Below are 23414 nucleotides of genomic sequence, written 5' to 3'. Positions count from 1 at the left end.
GCTGAAATAGTGAACGGCTGCGATGGTAAAGCGGCGGCACGGTGATTACAAATACGGATAGTGATGTTAGCTAAAACCGCAAGCGTGAACTGAACCCCATAAGTTGTGTTCAACTTATGGGGTTCAGTTCACTGCGGTGAAAACCACTGATAAGGGTTTCTTAAGTAAAACCACCACTCAAGATCGCTATGATATGCAAAGCGACCAAGCCATCAGCAGCAATATCGAAGGCGATAAAGTCATCGTCCAAGCAGGACAAGACATCAACTTCACAGCCGTCAACGCTATCAGTGATCGTGACACCCAGCTGAGCGCTGGTGGTGACGTCAACATTCTAGCCGCTGAGAATACCTCTAGTGAAAGCTCGTTTAGTCAAACCAAAAAATCAGGACTGTTTGGCGCTAGTGGTGGCATGGGCTTCACTATCGGTAAGCAGCAAACTGATGATAGCAATGCCAAAACGGCACTTACTCACACAGGCAGTAATGTTGGTGCTATCGATGGAAACGTCATTATTGACGCGGGGCACACCTATCCACAGACGGGCAGCAACATCGTCGCCGGAATGGGTGCTGACACTGGTAAAGATATCAAAGATGCCAACCATGGTAATGCAGTAGTACGCGCGCAAGACATTAATATTGACAATAATATGAATGTCACTACCACTAAAAGCGAGCAAAAGTTTAAGCAAAGCGGTCTCACCGTCGCGGTCTCAAACAGTCTGGTAGACAGTGCAAAAAGTATTAATAGCCTCATTGACGCGGGTGGTAATACCCAAAGCACCCGCATGAAAACTATGGCTGGCGTCGCCGCTGTTCTTAAGACAAAAGCACTCGCTGAGCAGGGGTCAGACGCTCTAGCTGCGCTACAAGGTGGCAATTTAAAAGGTGTGGGCAATACCCGCATCCAAGCCACCATCGGTAGTCAAAAGAGTCAATCGAACAGCTCAAGCTACACCGAGGCTAATCAAGGCTCAAACATCGACACCAACAACCTTACCCTGATCGCCACAGGGGCAGGTGCTGATAGTAATATCAACATTAATGGCAGTAATCTAACCGTCAGCAATGATGCCTTATTCCAAGCGAACAATAACTTTAACGTCAATGGTGTCGCGCAAAACAGTAATACCCGTAGTAATAATAAAAGCTCAAGTACCGCCATTGGGGGTTATGCCAGCTTTGGTCAAAACACTAGTGCAGGTATCACTGCCAGTGCCAGCCGTGCTAAAGGCTATGCCAACAGTGATAGCACCGCCTATGCCAACACCCAAATCAATGTTGGTGGCACCACCACCTTTGATATCGGCAACGACGTCAACATCGAAGGCGGCGTTATTAACACAAATCGTGTCCAAGGCGCTATCGGTGGTGATGTCAACATAGAGTCGCTACAAGACACCGCTACCTACGATAGCAAACAAAAGAACATGGGCTTTAGTGCTGATATCGACATCGCAGGTGGTGGCGCAGGCTCTAGCCTATCGGTCAATGGTGGCAAGACGAACCTTAATGCTGACTACCAAGCAGTCGGTGAGCAGTCAGGCATCTTCACAGGCGATGCTGGCGGTAAAACCACGCTCATAGGCGGAGCGATTACCACCACTGAAGCCGCTCGTGACGCAGGGCTTAACAACTATGAGAGTCTTGGTGGCATTACCACGCAAGACATCAAGAACACCACAAGCTATGACGGTAATGCCATCCAAGCAGGACTCAGTCTCGGTGACACAACAGGAAAACCGCAAGCGAATCTAAACGGTCTGGGCTACGGCAGTGATAGCGACAGTGACAGTAGTGTCACGCGCGCTGGTATTACGGGTATTGCGGGTAATAAAGACATTACGACGGACAACCGCGCCGAGTATGCAGGCATTCTTGAGAATAGCTTTGATGCAGAGAAGGTCAATGAGGAGCTTGGGGCGCAGACGCAGATTACGCAGGAGTTTGGTAAAGAAGCGCCGAAGGCGGTGGCCAAGTTTGCAGAGAAAAAGATGGAGGCTTACGAAACTGCTCAGAAAGCCGTTAATATGCTTAGAGAAGATTTGGAGGCGGCCAAAGACCCTAAAAAAATAGTTTATATTAGTGACCAATTACGACTTGCGGAACAATAACTTAAGGAAAATGAAACAGATTACCACAATTGGAAAGAAGGCGGTAAATATCGAGTTGCTACCCATGCTCTAGTGCTAGGTGGACTTGGTACAGGAAGTATTGAAGGCGTTCTAACTACAGGCGGCGTTGCGGCTGCTGCGCCTACACTAAATGATGTGCAAGCTAAGCTAGCTAAAGCGCTGACTGATAAAGGTATGAATGCAGATATTGCTAATGGCACGGCAAGTGGTGTCATCAGTTTGACGCTATTAGGTACAGGTGCTGCTGCTGGATTAGATACATCGAGTACAGTGACTGCGACTAGTATCGATGCGAATAATAGACAGCTGCATCCTGAAAAAGGTGAATATTGGGTTATCGAACAACTCTACAAGCCAATTTGGTCACCCAAAATGCCGCTTATGAGCAGCTGATTGCCGATGTAGAAAAGGTCGCCACGCGCTCGACCGCCCCGATTTTGCTATTGGGCGCGACAGGGGTAGGCAAGTCGCAGCTGGCACAGCAAATCTATGCGCTCAAAAAAGCCAAAGCCAACAATGCCGCACAAAGCAAATACGCACTGGGGGCATTTGTGGAAGTCAACTGCGCCACCTTGCGCGGTGATACTGCCATGAGCGTGCTGTTCGGTCATGTCAAAGGCGAGTTTACGGGTGCCGCGTCCAGCCGAGAGGGGTTGCTTAAATCGGCGGATGGCGGTTTGCTGTTTTTGGATGAAATCGGTGAGCTGGGGCTCGATGAGCAGGCGATGCTCTTGACCGCGCTTGAGGCGCAGCGCTTTTATCCATTAGGGAGTGATACTCCGATTAACGTTTCGTTTCAGCTGATGGCGGGAACGAATAAGGACTTGCGCCAAGCGGTCGCCGATGGCACGTTTCGCGCGGATTTGTTTGCACGGCTGAACACGTGGACGTTTTTTTACCATCGCTAAAAGACCGTATCGAGGACTTGCCCGCCAATATTGATTACGAGCTGGCGCGTCTTGGCAGTGAGCAGCAGTACCAGTACCGCTTTGAGCCTGAGGCGCGGGCGTACTTTGAAGCCTTTGCCATGAGTCACGCGGCGACATGGCAGGGCAACTTTCGTGATTTAAGCGCCAGCATGACGCGCTTAACGACATTGTACGAAGGCAAAATGATTCGTATGCCCGATGTTAAGGCAGAAATCACCCGCCTTAAGCATTTGTGGGCATTGCCCAATAGCGCGCAGTATCAAACGGATAGGGCGTACGCGCCCAGCCTAACCGAGCAGCAAGCGCACGCGGATACGGTGCTGAGTCGTCATCTATCCAGCGACGACAAAGACGCGCTCGACCCCTTTGACGCGGTGCAGCTCGCGTATGTGATTGAGGTCTGCTATCAGCACAGCAGCCAAGCGGCGGCAGGGCGCTATCTGTATGCAAACTCCAGAAATAAACTGAAAAGCAATAATGACAGCGACCGACTGCGTAAGTATTTGCTAAAGTTTGGGCTGAGGTTTGATGAGCTGAAGTTTGATGGATTGGATAATGGCTTTAATCAGTCAGTAGGTCAATATAGATAATAAGCCTATAAAAGTACATGAAAAACGCTGCTAATTTCATTTCAAAAAACGATGACGTATTTGGTCGTATCGCTATCTAGAATGTCACAGAAAAATATTAAATCAGCCACCCAAACAGGTGGCTTTTTTATGTCTGATAAAACAGTTGGGTGTGAGGCCGCTTATAAAACTAGTGCTTTAGCAGTAGTAGGCTTCTTTGTCTTTTAGCGCGTCTTGCAAATAAGCAACCAATAATTTGAGCTTTTGATCGGGCTGTTTTGATTTGGGATACACCGCAAACATCCCCATACGCTTGCGGGTAAAATCTTGCAAAATTTGGGTTAAATTCTGGCGCTGAAAGGCTTTATACACTAGTGCTTGCGGCAAAAAAGCAATGCCCAAATCACTCAGCGCAGCATGTTTGATCGCGCTTAAATGATTGCTATGGAAGCGGCCACTGACGGGCAGCAGCAGCTCAGCACCATCCTCATATAACGGCCACAAGTCGCTACTGGTGTTATCAAATTTATAGATGAGGCAATCATGATTTTGCAGTTGGGCGGGGGTTTGCGGCGTACCATATTTGTTGAGGTAATTTTGGGTGGCGCAAATCACCCATTGACTGTCTATCAGGCGTTTGACAATCAAGGAGGAGTCTTCAAGCTCCGCCGTTCGGATGGCCAAATCAAAGCCATCTTCGACCAAATCAATCAAACGGTTGGTGATGTATAGCTCTACGGTTATCTCAGGATATTTTTTACAAAATTCAGCGATAGCCGTGCTGAGTAGTAAGTCAGAAGAGACCACAGGGGCGGTGACGCGGATATGGCCTTTCATGTTTTCGCCATAGCCTATGACAGTATTTTCCGCTTCTTGAATGGCAAGCTGAGCCAATTTGGCTTTGTGATACAGCGTTCGGCCGGCATCGGTCAAGCTGAGTTTTCGGGTGGTTCGGTAGAGCAATTGTGCATTTAAGTTGGCTTCTAGGCGCGCGATACGTTTGCTCACTACAGAATTGGTCAGCGCCAGTTTGTCAGCAACTTTGGAAAAAGAGCCTTCATCGACCACCAAAACAAACAAAACCATGTCATCAGCTTTAATCATACCGATTCTCTAATCAGGGTAATATATTTCGTATTATAGCAAAAAAGGAAAATAACCTTGTCTGATCATGCCGTTTATCTTTGCACTTGTAAAGCGTAGAATTAGAGTGTGTGAATTCTACCCTAAGCACAATGAGGCTGTTAATCTGAGCGATTGAGTGTCTGTATGTAAGGACTGTGTTTAAGGGCGGCGTTTAAGAGTGGTGTTCAAGGATGCACAGACGATAACAGGGAGAGGAAATTTTGAATCAGACTGTCTATGGGCTACTTGCCCTATTGCCAATCATACTCAGTGGCGTATTTCTTATTGGTCTACAATGGTCGGCCAAAAAAACCATGCCGATCATTTTGGCGGTGACTGCCGCGCTCGCACTTTTTATTTGGGACATGACGTTTAACCGCGTGTCGTCCTCTATTCTTCAAGGGACTGTGATTACGATATCGGTATTGTGGATCGTATTTGGTGCCCTGTTCTTATTAAATACTCTAAAACACACGGGCGCTATTGCAGTGATTCGCGCAGGTTTTATCAACGTATCGCCTGACCGCCGAGTGCAAGCCATCATCATTGCATGGTGTTTTGGTACGTTTTTGGAAGGTGCATCGGGCTTTGGCACACCGGCTGCAATTGCGGCACCGCTGCTGGTCGCGATAGGGTTCCCTGCATTGGGTGCGGTGCTTATGGGGATGATGATCCAAAGCACGCCCGTATCGTTCGGGGCGGTCGGTACGCCGATTGTCATTGGGGTGAATAAGGGTCTAGATACCGTGGCCATCAGTGCGCTGCTGGCGCAAGAAGGCATGCAATGGGAAGAATTTTTACAACTGATTACCACCCAAGTGGCGATCATTCACGGTGTGATTGGGACGTTTATGCCGCTGCTGATGGTGATGATGCTCACCCGCTTTTTTGGTAAAAATAAAAGCTGGAAAGAAGGCTTAGCCATTTGGCCCTTTGCCATTTTTGCAGGGTTGGCCTTCACTGTACCTTACACTTTAACGGGTATTTTCTTGGGTCCTGAATTTCCATCGTTGGTTGGTGGACTGGTCAGTGTGGCGATTGTCATTCAGGCGGCTAAAAAAGGATTTTTGGTACCAAAGACCACGTGGGACTTTGAAGCCAAAAGCAGCTGGCCAAGCGATTGGATGGGTAAACTGGTGGTCAGCAAAGAAGATGTGGCCACCCCAGCAGGCAAGACCATGTCTACGCTGATGGCATGGTTTCCTTACTTGCTAGTGGCGCTGCTACTGGTGTGTTCGAGAATGTTTGCTGATTTTAAGGACTTGCTCAGCAGCGCCACGCTAGACTTTAATACGATTTTGGGCGAGGCCGATATCAGTGCAGGTTTTAGTCCTTTATACTTGCCCGGCGGCCTGTTGTTAATCAGCGCCTTAATCGCAGCTTTTGTGCAAACTAAAAATCCAACGCGTGCGCTGGGTGATGCTTTGAGCGAATCAAGCAAAACCGTCTTAAGCGCTGGGTTTGTGCTTATTTTTACCATCCCTATGGTTCGGATTTTTATCAACTCTGGGGTCAATCTATCCGATGTCGCGAGTATGCCAGTTGCCAGTGCTGAGTTGTTTGCAGGCACGTTTGGCAGCGCCTTTCCGCTGATCAGCTCAACCATCGGTGCTCTAGGTGCGTTTATCGCAGGCTCGAATACCGTATCAAACATGATGTTTAGTCAGTTCCAGTATGAAGCGGCCATGAGCTTGCACATCTCGCCCTCACTCATCATCGCAGCACAAGCGGTTGGCGCCGCGGCGGGTAACATGATTGCCATTCACAATGTGGTGGCCGCATCAGCAACCGTTGGGCTGCTTGGGATGGAGGGCGCGACGCTGAGACGCACCATCTTACCAACCATCTATTATGTGTTGTTCAGTGGCATCATCGTTATGGCAGCCATTTATCTCTTTGGCGTTCAAGGACCGCTAACCTTATGAATGCACAGTAAAAAAAAGAGCAAGTAATGAACCGTTATCGATCGACCGCCTCCTATACAAGCCAGCTACCATCAGATCAGGTGTTGGTTAAATTGACCAAAATACTGGGCGCCGCCAATATACAGGCAGATTCAGCAAAAAATGAGCACTACCGCATGGGCTGGCGCTCAGGCGGCGGTAGCGCGCTGGCAGTGTTGTTTCCGCAAACGCTGTTTGAAATTTGGCAATGTCTGGAAGTGTGTGTTGAGGGCAACTGTATCATCATCATGCAGGCGGCCAAAACAGGTCTGACAGAAGGCTCAACGCCCAGCGGTGATGACTACGACAGACCCGTGGTGGTGATCAATACACTGGCGATAAATAAGCTGTATTTGATCAATGACAATGAGCAAATTATCAGCCTACCGGGTACGACTTTGCATCAATTGCAGAACGAGTTAAAAGCGGTCAATCGAGCGCCGCACTCGGTGATTGGCTCATCGACTTTGGGCGCGTCAATCGTCGGCGGTGTCTCCAATAATTCAGGCGGCGCGCTGGTCAAACGAGGCCCTGCTTACACGGAGCTGTCGCTGTTTGCGCAAATCAACGAGCACGGTCAGCTGGTATTGGTGAATCATTTAGAGGTTGAATTAGGCGATACGCCCGAAGAAATCCTCACCAATTTACAAAACGGCTATTTTGACAAGTCACAGTTATCTCAAAGCAACAAACTGGCCTCAGACAAAGAGTATGTCGCCCGAATACAGGATGTCAATGCCGACACGCCGAGCCGCTTTAATGCGGATAAGCGCAGGCTGTATGAAGCCAGTGGCTGTGCAGGCAAGTTGGCCGTTTTTGCCGTTCGCCTGGATACGTATCCCACCGCAACCAAAGAGCAAACCTTTTATGTCGGTAGCAATAGTGTGTATGAGCTGGCACTACTGAGACGACAAATACTATCGAGCTTTAAAAATGTCCCTGAAGTGGGCGAATATATGCACCGCGATATATTTGATGTGTCTGCCAAGTACGGCAAAGACACCTTTTTGAGCATCAAGCATCTGGGTACCAATGCTTTGCCCAAGCTGTTTTCTATCAAAGGCAGTATTGATGCCAAACTGAGTAAATGGTCATGGGTGCCCAATCATTTGACCGATAAAGTTATGCAAATGATCGCCCAGGTATTGCCGCAGCATTTGCCCAAGCGCATGCTGGAATACCGCAACCAGTATGAGCATCACCTGATTATCAAAATGAGTGATGAGGGCATCTATGAGGCACAGTCTTTTTTAGAGTCGTTTTTTGCAGACTCAGAAACGGGCAGTTATTTTACCTGCACGCAAGCTGAGTCAGACAGCGCCTTTTTACATCGCTTTGCTGCCGCAGGGGCCGCCATACGTTATGAAGTCATGCATGAAGAGACCGCCGGAGAGATACTGGCGCTCGATATTGCTATCCCGCGTAACACGCTTGATTGGCTGGAAAATTTGCCTGAGAGCATCACTCAGCACTTAGAAAAAAAGCTGTATTACGGTCACTTCTTTTGTTATGTGTTTCATCAAGATTATATTTTAAAAAAGGGCAGTGATACCAAGCAGGTCAAAAAGATGATGCTTGAGCTATTAAACAAGCGCGGTGCCAAATACCCTGCTGAGCATAATGTCGGCCACTTATATGAAGCCGAACCTGATTTGCAGCAGTTTTATGAGCGCCTAGATCCTACCAATACTTTTAACCCTGGTATCGGTCAAATGCCAAAAACCAAACGCAACTGCGCGTGTTGTTTATAGCCATTTATGATGGTGATGAGGCTTGAAGTGACAGTCGCTTACTTTTACGCATCACCACCGCCAATCCGCTCCGCCAATGCCTGCAACCTCCACCATGTCAAAGTCGCTCGACCAAAATGCTTATTATGATAATATCTTACATTCATTGACCTTTATGGCCTGTAGATATTATACGATTGAATAATCACAATGTAAATTATAATAAAGTAAAATTTAACTCGTATTTGGGCACTGTATTTTTATAGTGTTTTTACCTCTACTCAAGCCCTTCTCAGAACAAAAAAACTATGTTTGTTCGTTGAGAATCTATTCTTATTACGTCTGCTATTGCCGTTTTTGAATTTCTACGTATTGTTTCTACTGCTTATTCTCTGCATAATATAAGGAGATTACTGTTCTAATCTCTGCATATCTCTGGGGAACGTATGAAGCATACTACTTATATTCATGAACATCCAAACTGGACTGAATGGCAATGGTCGGACAAAAAGCTATTGCCACTCGTCAGTCGTGTGCGGATATTACAAGGCCGTTTACTAGGAAAGCTGCTAACACTAGGGTTCGATCTGAACGTTGAGGCACAATTAGATGCGGTGACCTTAGAGATTATCAAAACTTCTGAGATAGAAGGTGAGACGCTAAATGATGAGCAAGTTCGTTCTTCAGTTGCACGGCATTTAGGGTTAGATAATGCCAGTATGCCAACCACTACTCGTGAGATCGATGCAGTGGTAGAGATGATGCTAAGTGCCACCTATCACTATCAAAAGCCACTATTATTAGGTGACTTACTCGGATGGCATCGAGCATTATTTCCAGATGGATATAGTGGGCTTTATCGTATTCAAGCAGGCAGTATCCGTGATGATAGTAAAGGGCCTATGCAAGTAGTGTCTGGTAGGTATGGTCGCGAGCGGGTTCATTTTGTTGCTCCGAGTGCGGATAGGTTGCCAGATGAGCTAGACAAATTTTTATTGTGGTTTAACACTTCGCCAAATAAGCAAGAAGATATAGATTTGGTCATAAAAGCAGGTATTGCTCATTTATGGTTTGTGACTTTGCATCCATTCGATGATGGAAACGGACGACTAACACGAGCACTCACAGAACGGATGCTGGCAAAAAGCGATAACAGTGCCCAACGCTTTTATAGTATGTCAGCGCAAATTCTTAAACAGCGCAACGACTATTACAAAATACTAGAGCGTACGCAAAAAGGTGATAAAGATATCACGGATTGGTTGATGTGGTTTTTACAAACGCTAGAGCAATCCCTCATTGTAGCTCAAGAAACTACAGATAAAATTATCAGTAAGGCGGGCTTTTGGCAGACGCATCGACAGCATGCTTTGAATGACAGGCAGGTGAAAATGTTAAATACTTTGCTGACTGATTTTTATGGCAAACTTACCACTAAAAAATGGGCAACTATGACCAAATGCTCTATAGACACGGCACTACGAGATATCAATGATTTAATAGAGAAGGGTATGATGCGAAAATCTGTAGCATCAGGACGCAGTACGAGTTATGAGTTGGTTTTATGATAAAAATAATATTTTTTAATTCTGCTATGATAGCAAAAAGTTATTCGAATAAGCTGTAATAGAGACAACTCATTCAGTGGCCTAATATCAGGTGTCTAAAATTAGTTGATCACTACAGTCACAAATAGCTTTTCTAATCTTGTTTAACATCGATAATTTCCTAGCAGATATCAGTCTCATTAATTTATTAGGGGATGACAAAAGGTTTGATGAAGAATAAAACGGCCTTCGACTCTTAAAGCCAAAGGCTGCTTAAATAGTCTAGAAGGTAGTATGTGCTAGACACACAAATACCTAGTTATATTTTACGATGACATCGCTCCCCTCAAGCTCGACTTTATACGTGTCGAGTATAATGTTTTCATCATCTAGGCATTGACCTGTGACAAGATTAAAGCGCTGCTTATAAATAGGTGAGGCGACATATAGCACATTTTCAGCAGAGCCATCCTCGTTGATAATAGTCGTGCCGCCAATCAGACCTCTAGACAAGACGTTGGCTTGACTGAACGGATCATAATTATCAAGCGCAAATAACTGTGTCTGCTTGGTGCAAAAAATAGCCACTTGTTTTCCGTTTACGAGCGCACAGACACCTGTCTCGGGAATAATATCATTGATTTTGCACACAGTGAGCTGAGCCATCAGAAGATCCTTAATAGTAAAATATAAATGAGACCAATAACAAAAAATATTATTTAGCGTCTAATATTAATAGACGCCGACACGTTAAGATTACGCTAATTCGGTCACTTTTATTTGCGTCTTTTCCATGTCGGTTGCAGGGCGAATCTGCTCTCGCTCAGTGACGAATACCACATTGTCATCGCCTTGTTCACTATTAACAAAATGACGGAAACGTTTGAGTTTTTCGCTATCAGTAATGGTGGCTTTCCATTCACAAACATAGTTGTCGATGAGTAGTTGCATCTGTGACTCTAGCTCCTCAGCGATACCTAAACTGTCCTCAATAATAACGGCCTGTAGATACTCAAGTCCACCTTCAAGGCTCTCGCGCCATTTTGAGGTACGCTGAAGCTTATCTGCGGTCTTGATATAAAACATGATAATACGGTCGATATATTTGACAACTGTATCCGTATCAAGATCCGTTGCGAATAGTTCACCATGACGCGGGGTCATGCCACCATTACCGCAGACAAAGAGATTCCAGCCGTTTTCAGTAGCAATAATCCCAAAATCTTTGCTTTGCGCTTCAGCGCACTCACGAGTACATCCAGATACGCCCATTTTTATTTTATGTGGTGAGCGTACTCCTTTGTAGCGGTCTTCTAGTCTAAGTGCTAAACCCACACTGTCATCGACACCGTAGCGACACCAGTTGTTGCCCACACAGGATTTGACTGTACGCAGAGATTTACCATAAGCATGCCCTGTCTCAAACCCAGCATCTACCAGTTGTGTCCAAATATCGGGCAGTTGGTCTAAACGTGCGCCAAATAAGTCGACACGCTGACCGCCAGTGATTTTGGTATATAGATTGAACTCTTTGGCGACTTGTCCGAGTATGATGAGTTTATCTGCAGTGATTTCACCGCCAGGTACGCGCGGCACGACCGAATAAGTGCCATCTTTTTGAATATTGCCTAGATAGTAATCGTTGCTGTCTTGCAGTGGTGTGAGTTCGGGTTTGAGTACATAATCATTCCAGCAAGACGCCAAAATAGAGGCAACGGTTGGTTTGCAAATCTCGCAGCCATGACCACTACCGTGCTCATCTAATAGCGCATCAAATGTCTTAATGCCTTGTACTCGAATCAAACTATACAACTCCTGACGTGAGTAAGCAAAGTGCTCACACAGATCATTATTGACTTCAAAACCAAGCGCGGTTAGTTGATAACCTAATGTGTCTTTCACCATAGGCGCACAGCCACCACAGCCTGTACCGGCACTGGTACATGATTTAACCTCTGCCATGGTATAGGCACCGTCTTCAACGGCGGCACAAATAGCACCTTTGGTGACGTTGTAACAAGAGCAAATCGTGGCGCTATCGGGCAGGTTCTCGATACCCATGGTGGGTTTTTCTACGTTGGGTAGGATCAGGCTTTCAGGATGGGTAGGCAGGTCAATATCGTTTAGAAATAGCTGCAAGAGATTGTTGTAATCCTCAGTGTCACCTACCAATACAGCGCCCAGTAGCCGCTTATTATCCGCTGTGGTTACCAGTTTTTTATAGATACCCTCAGCAGGGTTTTGGTATAAATAGCTCAAACTGTTTTCTGTTGCACCGTGCGCATCGCCGATACTGCCCACATCTACACCCATCAATTTGAGCTTGGTGCTCATGTCAGCGCCTGTAAAGGTCTGAGCGTGATCGCCTGCAATTTGAGCGGCGCAAATACTGGCCATGCTATAACCTGGCGCGACCAAGCCAAAAACGGTGTTGTCCCATACGGCGCACTCTCCAATGGCATATACATTCGGGGCATTGGTACGGCAGGCTTCATCAATCAGAATACCGCCACGGGTGCCGATTTCAATACCGCATTCAGGGTTGCTTTTGATAATGCCATCTTGCGGACGAATACCCGCACTAAAGACGATCATGTCGGTATCTAATGAGGTATCATCAGCGAACTGCATGGTTAAATGACACGATGCTTCATCCGATAGGGTGTTGTCGATAATGGCCTTAGTATTTTTACCTGTTAATACCTTGACCCCAAGGGCTTCAATTTTACGCTTTAAAATATCACCGCCAGCAGCATCGAGCTGTACGCCCATCAGCTGAGGCGCAAACTCGACTACGTAAGTCTCTAATCCCAGTGTGACTAGGGCTTTGGCTGCCTCAAGGCCAAGCAGGCCACCCCCGACCACGACACCTTTTTTGACTTTTGGCTTCTCAGCAGTACTGAGAATATCATCCAAATCTTTAATCGTACGATAGACATGACAGTGCGGATGCTCGCGCCCTGGAATTGGCGGCACAAACGGATAGGAGCCTGTTGCTAATACCAATTCAGCATAGTCTATCTGGGTACCGTCTTCCGTGCTGATACATTGATTGGCGGCATCGATGTTTGTGATTCGCTGATTGAGATGCAACTGAATCTGCGCATCCTCATACCTGCTCAAGTCCACTAAGTTTAGTTTACTCACATCTTTATGTTCAAAATAGCTCGATAGATACACCCGGTCATAAGCTGGGCGATCCTCTTCAGCAAATACGTGAATCTCAAACTGATCGTGTAAGCCTTGCTCTATGGCTCGCTCGATAAAGTGATGTCCCACCATACCGTTACCAATCACCACTAATTTAGCTTTATTCATCGTACTTACTATAGTGTTACTCATATGCCTATCCTCAGTAATGTGTTTGCTTAAATACTTTCATCTAATGTCCCATCCAAAAGTCGCAAGTTAATTTTTAGATGGTTCAATGATAGATAGTCGTTAATACTTAGATGCCTATAACTATTAAGCCCTCAATAATCGTGCCAAACACAATTAATGACATTCAATTATCGAACCCTTATATAGTTAAAAAATATGTAGCCTTACCAGTTTATAAGGTCATGCCAGTACTTTTGGCGATACTATTTTCTGTTATAAGTAGTTGCTTAATATGATCTTTTTAATAGTTGTCATTTACATCCTATGCACCAAAATAGTTGCAAAAATGCACCAAATGCACCAAATGCACCAAATGCACCAAATGCACCAAATGCACCAGATGCACCAAATGCACCAAATGCACCAAATGCACCAGATGCACCAAAATAGTTGCAAAAATGCACCAAATTGGTTTTTGATTGTTACTTTAAAGGTGCATCGCTTACTTTACTTAATCGAGAGGTAATTTAGTTTTATCTAAGCAATACTATTTAATTGGGATGCCTTTAGAGTCATCTGGTACAAAGCGTAGCCCTTTTAAAAAAGATGATGTTTTATATCTATGTCAATTTTATATTTGCAGCTGGCACATCCATTGCACTCTCTTAATGGTCGCAACTGATAAGTTTCTGACTCATAACGTGTTTTTATAACTTTAATGTTAGCCATTTGAGGAAATCGTCTATGCCTTCATCGAAACCTGATGTACCAAATAAAAACAAGCTGAATATCTTTTCTTTTAGCGGTAAAAACAAAATTCTCCATCTTGGGTGGATGGCGTTTTTTTTCACCTTTTTTGTGTGGTTTAACCATGCACCATTCTTATCTGCGATAGGGGAGAGCTTGAACCTCACCAAAGACCAGGTAAAAACTTTATTGATATTAAATGTTGCCTTGACTATTCCAGCCCGAGTCATCATCGGTATGTTGACCGATCGCTTTGGTCCGCGGCTTGTTTACACTGCAATTTTAGCCATTGGCGCTATTCCTTGTCTCACCTTCGCTTTTGCGCAAGATTACAACACGTTAGCGCTATCACGCTTTTTATTAGGTTTCGTTGGTGCAGGGTTTGTGGTTGGTATTCGTCTCATGAGTGACTGGTTCCCTGCCAATGAGCTGGGTACAGCTGAAGGTATCTATGGGGGCTGGGGAAATTTCGGCTCTGCCGCCGCGGCACTGCTACTACCGACAGTCGCTATTGCGGCCGCTGCCATCTTTGGCGGTGAGGAAGGTTGGCGTTATGCAACGGCTACCTCAGGGGTGGTTATGATGCTCTATAGTGTGATTTTTTACAAGATGGTACGTGATACCCCTAAGGGTGCTACGTATTTCAAACCTAAAAAATCGGGTGCCATGATGGTAACTTCATCAGGTGACTTCTGGCTCATGATGGTATTTAAACTGCCAATGTATTTGGCATTGGCCTTATTGGCGTGGAAATTATCACCAGCTGGTGTGAGTTTGCTGAGTCAGGCAAGTGTCAACATCGTCTATATTGCGTTGGTGGTGTTATACGTTTATGAATTTATCAGTAGTTATCGTTTTAATAAGGAAGTATTTACCACACCTGTGCCAAAAGCTCACCGATATGACTTTAAGCAAGTCGGTATTTTGAATATTTTATACTTTGCGACTTTTGGCTCAGAGTTGGCCGTGGTGTCTATGTTGCCGCTTTTTTATCAAGAGACTTTTAACTTATCGATTGTCATGGCAGGTGTCTTGGCATCAAGCTACGCCTTTATGAATCTGATGTCGCGTCCTGGCGGCGGCTGGTTGAGTGATAAATTCGGCCGTAAAATCACGCTGTTGATTCTCACCGCAGGTTTGGCTGTTGGTTATCTGTTGATGGGTATCGTTGACTCTTCATGGCCGATCGCACTTGCGCTGTTGATTACTATGTTCTGCTCTTTCTTTGTACAGGCGGGTGAGGGAGCAGTGTTTGCTGTGATTCCTTTGATTAAACGTAGTATGACCGGGCAGTTTGCAGGGATGACAGGCGCCTACGGTAACGTCGGGTCAGTGGTCTATCTAACTGTACTAAGTCTAGTATCGTATCAGGTGTTTTTCTTTGTGATTGCCGCAACAGCAGTGATTGGCTTCTTGGCGCTGTTTTTATTAAAAGAGCCTGAAGGCGTTATTATTGAAGAGATGCCAGATGGCAGCTTTGCTCAAATACAAGTGAGCTAAATTATGCATGAGAGCGTCAAACAAGCGCCTAAACAAACAAATCAAGTAAGCAGCCATGATGCGGACGTTGCATTGTGGCTGCCTGATTTTTGTACGATGGCAGGACGCAAAGCTGATAATCAAGATAGCCTACTCATAACGACCTGCCTACCTTATGGGTTTCCATCGTTATCATCCTTTTCATCATCGTCAGCGCATAGTGGCGATCATCCCTCTTTTACAGCGCCTTTATTGGTGCTAATGGCTGATGGGGTCAGTGCTTGCCAGTTTCCCAAACAAGCCAGTCAGTCAGTGATAAACACGGTGACACACTATATCACCTCACAACTTGCAGAGATGGTACAGACAGATAGGGTGCAAGCAAATGAGATATCAAGCGAATCTCAAGAGCAATCGCCAAATCCACTACACCGCTTTGATGACGATCAAGTTGCCATCGTGATTAAGGAGGCGGTGCACCAAGCCAATGACGCGCTTTATTTCCCGCAAGCCTATGAGCGCCTGCCAGCTTTATTATCCACCTTATCAGGACTGCTATGCATAGGCGACCGTATTCATCTGTTTCATACGGGCGATTCTCGTATCTATCGTATCGGTATCGACAGTATGGTGCTATTGACCAAAGACCATCATATCCACCATGGACGGGATAAAGGAGCCCTGTCTGCTGCTATCGGTGCTGACACACGAGTTGAGCTGCAACAATCTGTGTTCACTTTGCACCAAAACGAGTGTTTGGCGCTCATGACCGATGGGGTTTATGAGTCTATTACGCCAGCAGAGTTACAGTTTGAGCTGTGTGCTGCGGTACAGGCCATGCACCAATCAGTAGCATGTCCCAATCAAATCATCGACCATCTTCAGATGAGCCAGCGTTTATGTGAGCACGCCTTTAGCGAGGGAAGTTACGATAACCTCAGTGTGATCATGCTGGGTATGAACGATGAAATCACAAAAACCAAAACGCACAGAGAAACAGACAACGCCATTGCGCTTGATCAAGGTTTGGATAGCGACCGTAGTCATGCTCAGGATATCAATCACTATCGCTTACCAACGGGCTTGGCAGTAGGGGCACAGATTGATAATTTTGTGGTCAAAAAAATCATCGCGCGTACGGCTCGCAGTGAGGTGTATTTAGTAGAGGATGACGACCAGCATGCATTTGTTTTGAAGTCGCCAAGTCTCAATGTCATTGCTGATGGGCATTATCTACGTGAGTTTTTAAAGGAACGCAAAATCGGTTTGAGCCTGTCCAAGCACAAACGTATTGGTGAGCCTGCTTATAATCAAGTGGACCCCAATAGCGTATCCTCCCATGATCCGCTTTTAACCAGTGATGTCTCTAAAAAACTGAGTGCTACTTTCAATGCGTCTAATGCATCGGGGCTTTTGCGCTACTACCCAGTGCCTGCCAGTAGCACTTATTTATATCATTTAACGGAATATATCGAAGGGGAGAGCCTACGAGTGTTTATGGGTCGTCAAGCCCCTTGTGATATTTGGCAAACTTACGATTTACTTACTAAGATCGGCATGGCAGTCCGTGTGATGCATCGGAACTATCTACTGCATCAAGATATCAAGCCTGAAAATATATTATTAACTCAATCAGGTGCGGTCAAGTTAATCGACTTTGGCTCTGCTAGCTCCTCCATACTAAAAGACAGTACGCGTCCTCCTAATGGTGATTTGCACTACGCTGCACCAGAATACTACACCGATGCCCCAAAAGGCGTGCATTCTGATTTGTTTTCCATTGCCGTGATTGGTTATGAGTTACTCACAGGTGAGCTGCCATTTAGCTCGCAAGATTTGATGAACCCATCCGCCTCACTGATCGTACCTGCAGAACGCCTACGTCAAAACCGAGTGCCAGCTGCTAGCCAACAAGCGTTGATGCGTGCGCTACATTCTAGTACGCAGGCAAGGTATCAAGCGATTGGTGAGTTCTTACAAGACTTCAGCCCTGATAACAGTAACGATATCAGAGACCCTGAACCGCTGATTGTACGTCATCCCTTATTGGTTTGGCACAGCATTTGCTTTATTCAATTTGTCATTATCATATCGTTGCTTATTTATTTTTTATAAAACCTTGTTAAACGTAAATAGTACGACAAGCCATTTTATTCAACGCTGCGTGTTGCGGCTAAGGAATGATTTTCCTATGTCACTTGTTTCACAAGAACCAACCCATACTTCTTTTTCTAAACGTCGGACTACTGCTGGCATCGTTATTATCGGCGCTGGGATGGCAGGCAGTCGTTTTGCCATTGAGCTTGCTCGCACGCAATCAAATGATGACACCGCCCGTTTGCCAATTACGTTAATCAGTAAAGAACCGCAAGTTGGCTATAACCGTATCATGCTGTCACCAGTACTTTCAGGAGAGTCGGTTTTTGAAGAGACATATTTATACGAGCTAGCAGAATATGAGCAATTGGGTATCACGGTATTGGCTGGCACGTCGGTAGATGCAATCGAAACCAAGCAACAGTGTATTGAATTGAGTGATGGACAAGTCCTAGATTATACCGAGCTGGTGCTGGCTACTGGCTCACAAGCTCGCGTCATCCCTTTTGCCAATCATGATGCTAAGGGTGTTCATGTATTTCGAGAGATTGCTGATGTGCAGGTATTGACGGAGTACGCGCGCCAAGCAAAAAAGGGTCTTGTCATTGGTGGCGGGGTGCTGGGTCTGGAAGCCGCTTGTGCTTTGGCGTCTCAAGGGGCAGATATGACAGTGGTTCATGTCGATAGTCATGTTCTCAACCGACAGCTTGATATGCCCGCCGCTCATCTGCTACAAGCAGAGCTCTTCAGTCGAAGTGTCAAGCTGGAGGTGTTAGCCAACACAGAATGTATTACGGTCAATGATCAACACGAGGTTAATGGTCTGTTGTTAAAGGATGGCCGCACACTGCCAGCAGACTTTATTGTCATGGCCGTTGGTGTCATCCCCAATACGACACTGGCCCAGCAAAGCGGTCTTGAGGTTAACCGAGGTATCCTTGTAGATAACTTTATGCATACGAGCTGTCCTCATGTCTATGCGATCGGTGAATGTGTCGAGCTGGACGGGGAGCTATTCGGGATGGTGGCTCCTGTCAATCAACAGGTCGATACCTTGGTGTCTGTCTTAAAAGCGCCATACATCTCAAGTCGTAAGACAGCCAATAGTGACTCACGAATAACCGAATACAAAAACCACTGGCGTCCCTTTATCAGCAAGCCTTTATCTTTAAAATTAAAAGTATCTGGCATCGCCGCTTTTTCAGCAGGTCAGATTGCTTTTGATGATATTGAAATGGCACAGATAGAGCGCGTGGTTTATCAGCAAACGAGCCTCGATCATTATCTTTGTCTCTACATTAAAGAAAGCAAACTTATTGGCACGGTACTATACGGTGATGTGAGTGAAAGCGGGTTTTATAGTCAGCTGATCACTGATGGCAGTGACATATCCTCGATAAAAGAAGACCTTATCTTTGGCGAAGCCTATTGCGATGTAGAGAAAATAGAAGCAGCTGAGCCCGAATCTGCCGTGCCAAGTGACGCACACCTAATAGGAGAGGCCTCATGAGCAGCACCATCTTAAATGACGATCAAGCCCTCAGTGTCGTACCGTCCTCTCGAATTACAACTTACACTGAGGATTTGATCAGTCCTATTCGTACCACTTGTCCTTACTGCGGCGTAGGCTGCGGCGTACTAGCAAACATCGATGAGGCAGGTGTAGTCAGCGTGACAGGCGATCCTGAGCATCCAGCAAACTTCGGCAAACTCTGCTCAAAAGGCAGTGCATTGGCACAAACATTGGGCACTGAACGCAGGTTGACTCAGCCTTATTATCAAAACAAACAGCGAACAATAGCAAAAGGACAACCGACAGATACGCAGCCTGTCGAGTGGGAGGCAGTATTGGGTGATATTGCCAGTCGTTTGAATAACACTATCGTGACACACGGGCGTGACAGCGTAATGTTTTATGTGTCAGGGCAGCTGCTTACTGAGGATTACTACGTTGCCAATAAGTTCATTAAAGGCTTTATTGGTAATAATAATATCGATTCCAATTCGCGTCTTTGTATGTCCTCAGCGGTTGCAGGGCATAAGCGTGCTTTTGGTGCAGACTTAGTGCCTAGTAATTATGAAGATTTAGAGTCTTGTGATTTATTGGTGCTGGTGGGCTCCAATATGGCGTGGTGTCATCCTATCTTATTCGGACGGTTTTTAGCCGCCAAAAAGCGTGATCCTAATAAAAAACTAATCGTGATTGATCCGCGTCGTACTGATTCTTGTGAATTTGCTGATTTGCACGTGCCCATCGCTGTTGGCACGGATACGCACTTATATAACGGACTGCTGCATTATCTTGAGCAAGAAGGCTGTGGTGATAAAGACTATCTTAAGCAGTGTCATGATGTTAAGCCCGCCTTAGAGGCCGCAAAAACATGGACGATTGATAAAGTGGCGACGGCATGTGGTATCAGTGCGGATCTGGTACAGGAGTTTTATGCGCTGGTTGCTGCAAATGATAAAACCGTCACGGCATTTAGCATGGGTGTCAACCAATCTGCAAGTGGTACCGACAAGGTCAATGCCATTATCAATACTCACTTGTATACTGGGCGAGTGGGCCGAGTAGGTGCAAGTCCGTTTTCACTCACCGGTCAGCCAAATGCGATGGGCGGGCGCGAAGTCGGTGCATTAGCTAACCTGCTTGCCGCGCATCTAGACCTAGACAACGAGCAGCATCGTCATTTGGTGGCTGATTTTTGGCAAGCGCCGCAACCGCTTGCCGCAGAAGTTGGGGTAAAAGCTTGCGATGCTGCTGATGCCATACTAGATGGCCGTATCAAAGCCATCTGGATTATGGCGACCAACCCTGTCGTCAGCTTGCCTGAGGCTGATAAGTTTCGCCGCGCATTGGCTACCTGTGATTTGGTGATTGTATCTGACTGCTCCGTCGACAGCGATACGGTTAAGTGTGCAGATATTGTTTTGCCTGCACAGGGTTGGGGGGAGAAATCAGGCACAGTGACCAATTCGGAGCGCCGCATCTCGCGCCAGCGGGCGTTAATGCCTGCACTCGGACAAGCAAAGCCTGACTGGTGGATACTGTCGCAAGTCGCTAAACGCATGGGTTTGGCAGGGTTTGATTATCAGCATGCTAGGGATATATTTAATGAGCATATCGCTCTGACAGCTTATAGAAATGATACCAGCCAAGATGTATCAGAAAACAATCAACCGCGCCATCTTAATTTAGCAAAAGATCTTTCGCCAATGGTAGTAGGGGCGATAGCATCGATAGAGGAAAGCCCAAACCATCTTAAGCAGCAAAATAAAAACGTATTCTCTTTCAGTCACGACGCATATGATGTCATGACACCGTTTCAGTGGGGCGGCGCACGTATTACACCGATCAAAACACGTTTCATTGCCATTACGCCTCCCAGTCACGCCAGTATACCCAATAGGCATACGCAACGATTGAGCTCGAAAAGCGCTGATAGTAAAAAAAATAACAGCAGTCATACGTTTCATCAAGATAGCTCAGGAGCATTAAATCTACGGCTGATTACAGGTAGGCTTCGCGATCAATGGCATACGATGACGCGCACAGGACTTGCACCGCAGCTCAACCAACACGAGTCTGTACCAACACTCACCGTACATCCAAATGATGCCAAGCAGCTCGGTGTTGACCAAGGCGATTATGTACAGCTACGTCCCTGCTATGAGAAAAACTTATCAATAAATAGCCAGCCGCCGCGTACGGTCGCGAGCACCACTACAGACAGTCAGGTGCTCGCCCAAGTTGCCATCAGCAACAGTATGAGTGCAGGCGATGCCTTTATGCCGATGCATTGGAGCAACGCCTTTGCTCGTTTTGCTCGCGTAGGTACGCTGATCCCAACAGTCGTTGATCCGCATTCAGGACAGCCTGAATTAAAAAATTCTGCAATCAGCGTAATGCCTGTACCGATGAAAACTTATGGCAAGATTTTGGTGCATCCTGATCTACAAGACACCATGATAGTGCATCTGCGTGAGACTTTATTGGATTTTGAGAAAGAGCCTGAGGATCAAGGAGTGCTGATACCTTCTTCTGATACAAATACAGCTTCTGAAAGATCAAACTCATTACCCGCATTGACATGGAGTTTAAGTCGTCAAACCAATAGCGTCTTGATTACTTTAGCCAGTCCTGTAGACAAAGTCATCAGTAAACTGCTTGACCCTGAGTACTGGCAAAATTTTATCAATACTTATCAAGCATCTCTCACCGATAAATCGATCAATAGTGCCTTTACTTGCAGCAAGCAAGCAAAGCAGCTTCGCTTCGTCTCGACGCAGGTAGAGGCAAATAATAAAGTGATAGATCGGGCATCGATTAGTACGTCAAAGTCTGACATACCAAGCGATCAGCTACTGCTCAGCATTTGTTTTGCGCCGCAAGTGGCGCAGCTACCCAGTATGCATTGGCTTAACAATTGCTTTGCCAGTACTGATGCGATACCAGAGAATCAACGCTATAAGTGGTTGCTGGCAGGTCGTCCAGCGACAGGGTATGTTGATCCAGGTGCATTAGTATGTTCATGTATGGCTGTTGGAGAGAATGTTATTATCGAAACAATTACCAAGCAGCAGTGTATGAGTGCCCACGCGGTTGGAAAGGCGTGCCGAGCAGGGACTAACTGCGGTTCATGTGTGAGTCAAATTAATGCCTTGATCGATAGGTATGCGTCTTAAGTAGTGCTTGTTGCAAAGTTTGATCGTTAATATGGCATAGGGCTTGCACCGTATTTTATATGCTCTTTTTTTCTTAGGTATGCCATTGTTAGGTGCAGAGTTGCGCGTTATTAACAGTGTTATTAGGAGTTATTACCATGACTGATTCATCTACCTTTATTGCCGCATTAACTTCACAAAATTTACCCAATATAAATTGTCATATCAGTGTGAGCGATGAGCCATCATGTATAGAAAAAAGTGTGAAAACAGGCACGGTACATTTGGTTGGTGCAGGTTCTGGCGATCCTGAGCTACTCACGTTAAAAGCATTACGAGTAATGCAAAAAGCAGAGGTCGTACTCTATGATAGTTTGGTTTCAGAGGATATCTTAGATATGTGTGCGCTGACGGCAGAGAAGATATTTGTCGGTAAGCGCCGTGCCAATCACGCACTACCACAAGAAGGTATCAATGAGCTACTGGTCAAACACGCGCTAGCAGGCAAAACGGTCGTTAGGCTCAAAGGTGGCGACCCCTTTATATTTGGACGCGGCGGAGAGGAGCTGCAAGAAGTGGTGCGTCATGGCATTCATTTTGAATCTATTCCTGGTATCACTGCTGCTAGTGCGGCCGCAAGTAGAGCAGGTATTCCCTTGACACACCGTGATCATGCGCAAGCCGTAAAATTTGTGACCGCTTGCAAAAAGTTGGGCGCACCTAATAATGACTACGATGAACTCTTAGACAGTACGCAAACGGTTGTCTTTTATATGGGGTTGAATCGACTAGATGAGATGACCCAAGGGCTAATTGCCGCAGGGCGCGACAGTAATACACCTTTTGCTGTGATTAGTCATGCCAGTTTGCCAACGCAGCAGCTTCTTATCGGTACGCTTGGTAATATCGCGGAGCAGCAAGCTGAGGCAAAACTGCCAACACCTGCGCTATTGATTATGGGTGATGTGGTTAATTTATATCATGAGTTTGCAAACTACAACCTTGGTGCGTTAGGCAAAAGTACCTTTATTGACGTTCAAAACGTTGTTAGCAGTCATGATTTAGTCAGTAACCCCAGTTCGGGATAAGCCACATTGTAACTCATTGATACTATTTACAATGTCG

15 protein-coding genes are annotated in these 23414 nt (G+C 46.0%); 12 read left to right on the top strand and 3 right to left on the bottom strand.

All coding sequences use genetic code 11. From position 1 onward, the window contains the following. Window positions 1-103 precede the first annotated feature (103 nt). The 4 genes from I3248_RS09735 (at window position 104) to I3248_RS09720 (ending at window position 3656) form a co-directional block, all read left to right on the top strand. A complete protein-coding gene (locus tag I3248_RS09735) occupies window positions 104-2116 on the top strand; it encodes a hemagglutinin repeat-containing protein (protein ID WP_238063485.1) in 2013 nt (670 codons plus the stop codon). Window positions 2117-2188: 72 nt separating this feature from the next. Continuing rightward, window positions 2189-2530: a hypothetical protein gene (locus I3248_RS09730; protein WP_238063483.1), complete on the top strand. Its 342-nt coding sequence runs from the start codon at window positions 2189-2191 to the stop codon at window positions 2528-2530. Next, a complete protein-coding gene (locus I3248_RS09725; RefSeq protein WP_238063482.1) occupies window positions 2467-3045 on the top strand; it encodes a sigma 54-interacting transcriptional regulator in 579 nt (192 codons plus the stop codon). The genes I3248_RS09730 and I3248_RS09725 overlap by 64 nt, the downstream gene beginning before the upstream one ends. Continuing rightward, window positions 3021-3656 carry a hypothetical protein gene (locus I3248_RS09720; protein WP_238063481.1) on the top strand — a complete coding sequence of 212 codons (636 nt, stop codon included), beginning with the start codon at window positions 3021-3023 and terminating at the stop codon, window positions 3654-3656. Before I3248_RS09725 ends, I3248_RS09720 begins: the two co-directional genes overlap by 25 nt. Window positions 3657-3833: 177 nt before the next feature. Here the strand turns inward: I3248_RS09720 and I3248_RS09715 are convergent, their stop codons facing one another. Beyond that, window positions 3834-4739, bottom strand: a complete 906-nt coding sequence (locus I3248_RS09715; protein WP_238063479.1) for a LysR family transcriptional regulator — start codon at window positions 4737-4739, stop codon at window positions 3834-3836. 242 nt (window positions 4740-4981) lie between these two features. Here I3248_RS09715 and I3248_RS09710 point away from each other — a divergent pair, with 242 nt between their 5' ends. The 3 genes from I3248_RS09710 to I3248_RS09700 all read left to right on the top strand — a co-directional run bounded on the left by I3248_RS09710 (window position 4982) and on the right by I3248_RS09700 (window position 10001). Then, window positions 4982-6685: an L-lactate permease gene (locus tag I3248_RS09710; protein WP_238063478.1), complete on the top strand. Its 1704-nt coding sequence runs from the start codon at window positions 4982-4984 to the stop codon at window positions 6683-6685. 26 nt (window positions 6686-6711) lie between these two features. Next, the gene (gene dld / locus I3248_RS09705; RefSeq protein WP_238063477.1) at window positions 6712-8454 is read left to right on the top strand and encodes a D-lactate dehydrogenase; all 1743 of its coding nucleotides are present in this window, start codon (window positions 6712-6714) and stop codon (window positions 8452-8454) included. A gap of 425 nt (window positions 8455-8879) precedes the next feature. Next, on the top strand, window positions 8880-10001 hold the full coding sequence (locus I3248_RS09700; RefSeq protein ID WP_238063476.1) for a Fic family protein: 1122 nt from the start codon (window positions 8880-8882) through the stop codon (window positions 9999-10001). Window positions 10002-10295: 294 nt separating this feature from the next. On the opposite strand, the gene nirD is transcribed toward I3248_RS09700, so the two are convergent. Both nirD and nirB read right to left on the bottom strand, forming a co-directional pair. Continuing rightward, on the bottom strand, window positions 10296-10646 hold the full coding sequence (nirD, locus tag I3248_RS09695; RefSeq protein WP_238063475.1) for a nitrite reductase small subunit NirD: 351 nt from the start codon (window positions 10644-10646) through the stop codon (window positions 10296-10298). Between the two features lie 90 nt (window positions 10647-10736). Continuing rightward, the gene (nirB, locus tag I3248_RS09690; RefSeq protein WP_275949278.1) at window positions 10737-13322 is read right to left on the bottom strand and encodes a nitrite reductase large subunit NirB; all 2586 of its coding nucleotides are present in this window, start codon (window positions 13320-13322) and stop codon (window positions 10737-10739) included. A gap of 723 nt (window positions 13323-14045) precedes the next feature. Between nirB and I3248_RS09685 the strand changes: the two genes are divergently transcribed. The 5 genes from I3248_RS09685 to cobA all read left to right on the top strand — a co-directional run bounded on the left by I3248_RS09685 (window position 14046) and on the right by cobA (window position 23377). Further along, entirely contained in the window at window positions 14046-15548 is a 1503-nt protein-coding gene (locus I3248_RS09685; RefSeq protein ID WP_238063474.1) for a NarK family nitrate/nitrite MFS transporter, read from the top strand. Between the two features lie 3 nt (window positions 15549-15551). Next, window positions 15552-17642 carry a bifunctional protein-serine/threonine kinase/phosphatase gene (locus I3248_RS09680; protein ID WP_238063473.1) on the top strand — a complete coding sequence of 697 codons (2091 nt, stop codon included), beginning with the start codon at window positions 15552-15554 and terminating at the stop codon, window positions 17640-17642. 76 nt (window positions 17643-17718) lie between these two features. Beyond that, window positions 17719-19134 (top strand): FAD-dependent oxidoreductase, encoded by a 1416-nt coding sequence (locus I3248_RS09675; RefSeq protein ID WP_238063472.1) that lies wholly within the window; start codon window positions 17719-17721, stop codon window positions 19132-19134. Continuing rightward, window positions 19131-22310 carry a molybdopterin-dependent oxidoreductase gene (locus I3248_RS09670; protein WP_238063471.1) on the top strand — a complete coding sequence of 1060 codons (3180 nt, stop codon included), beginning with the start codon at window positions 19131-19133 and terminating at the stop codon, window positions 22308-22310. The genes I3248_RS09675 and I3248_RS09670 overlap by 4 nt, the downstream gene beginning before the upstream one ends. Before the next feature lie 137 nt (window positions 22311-22447). After that, window positions 22448-23377: a uroporphyrinogen-III C-methyltransferase gene (gene cobA / locus I3248_RS09665; protein ID WP_238063470.1), complete on the top strand. Its 930-nt coding sequence runs from the start codon at window positions 22448-22450 to the stop codon at window positions 23375-23377. Window positions 23378-23414: the final 37 nt, after the last annotated feature.

This window comes from Psychrobacter sp. Ps3, assembly GCF_022129275.1.
Lineage (GTDB): Bacteria > Pseudomonadota > Gammaproteobacteria > Pseudomonadales > Moraxellaceae > Psychrobacter > Psychrobacter submarinus.
Note: the sequence above shows the minus strand (reverse complement) of the source record. Positions and strands in the feature narration are given on the sequence as shown.

Coding starts and splice junctions, on each gene's coding strand:
- dld (WP_238063477.1), top strand. CDS start 6,712: ATGAACCGTTATCGATCGACCGCCTCCTATACAAGCCAGCTACCATCA.
- I3248_RS09680 (WP_238063473.1), top strand. CDS start 15,552: ATGCATGAGAGCGTCAAACAAGCGCCTAAACAAACAAATCAAGTAAGC.
- I3248_RS09670 (WP_238063471.1), top strand. CDS start 19,131: ATGAGCAGCACCATCTTAAATGACGATCAAGCCCTCAGTGTCGTACCG.
- nirB (WP_275949278.1), bottom strand. CDS start 13,322: ATGAGTAACACTATAGTAAGTACGATGAATAAAGCTAAATTAGTGGTG.
- I3248_RS09700 (WP_238063476.1), top strand. CDS start 8,880: ATGAAGCATACTACTTATATTCATGAACATCCAAACTGGACTGAATGG.
- I3248_RS09675 (WP_238063472.1), top strand. CDS start 17,719: ATGTCACTTGTTTCACAAGAACCAACCCATACTTCTTTTTCTAAACGT.
- I3248_RS09685 (WP_238063474.1), top strand. CDS start 14,046: ATGCCTTCATCGAAACCTGATGTACCAAATAAAAACAAGCTGAATATC.
- I3248_RS09715 (WP_238063479.1), bottom strand. CDS start 4,739: ATGATTAAAGCTGATGACATGGTTTTGTTTGTTTTGGTGGTCGATGAA.
- cobA (WP_238063470.1), top strand. CDS start 22,448: ATGACTGATTCATCTACCTTTATTGCCGCATTAACTTCACAAAATTTA.
- nirD (WP_238063475.1), bottom strand. CDS start 10,646: ATGGCTCAGCTCACTGTGTGCAAAATCAATGATATTATTCCCGAGACA.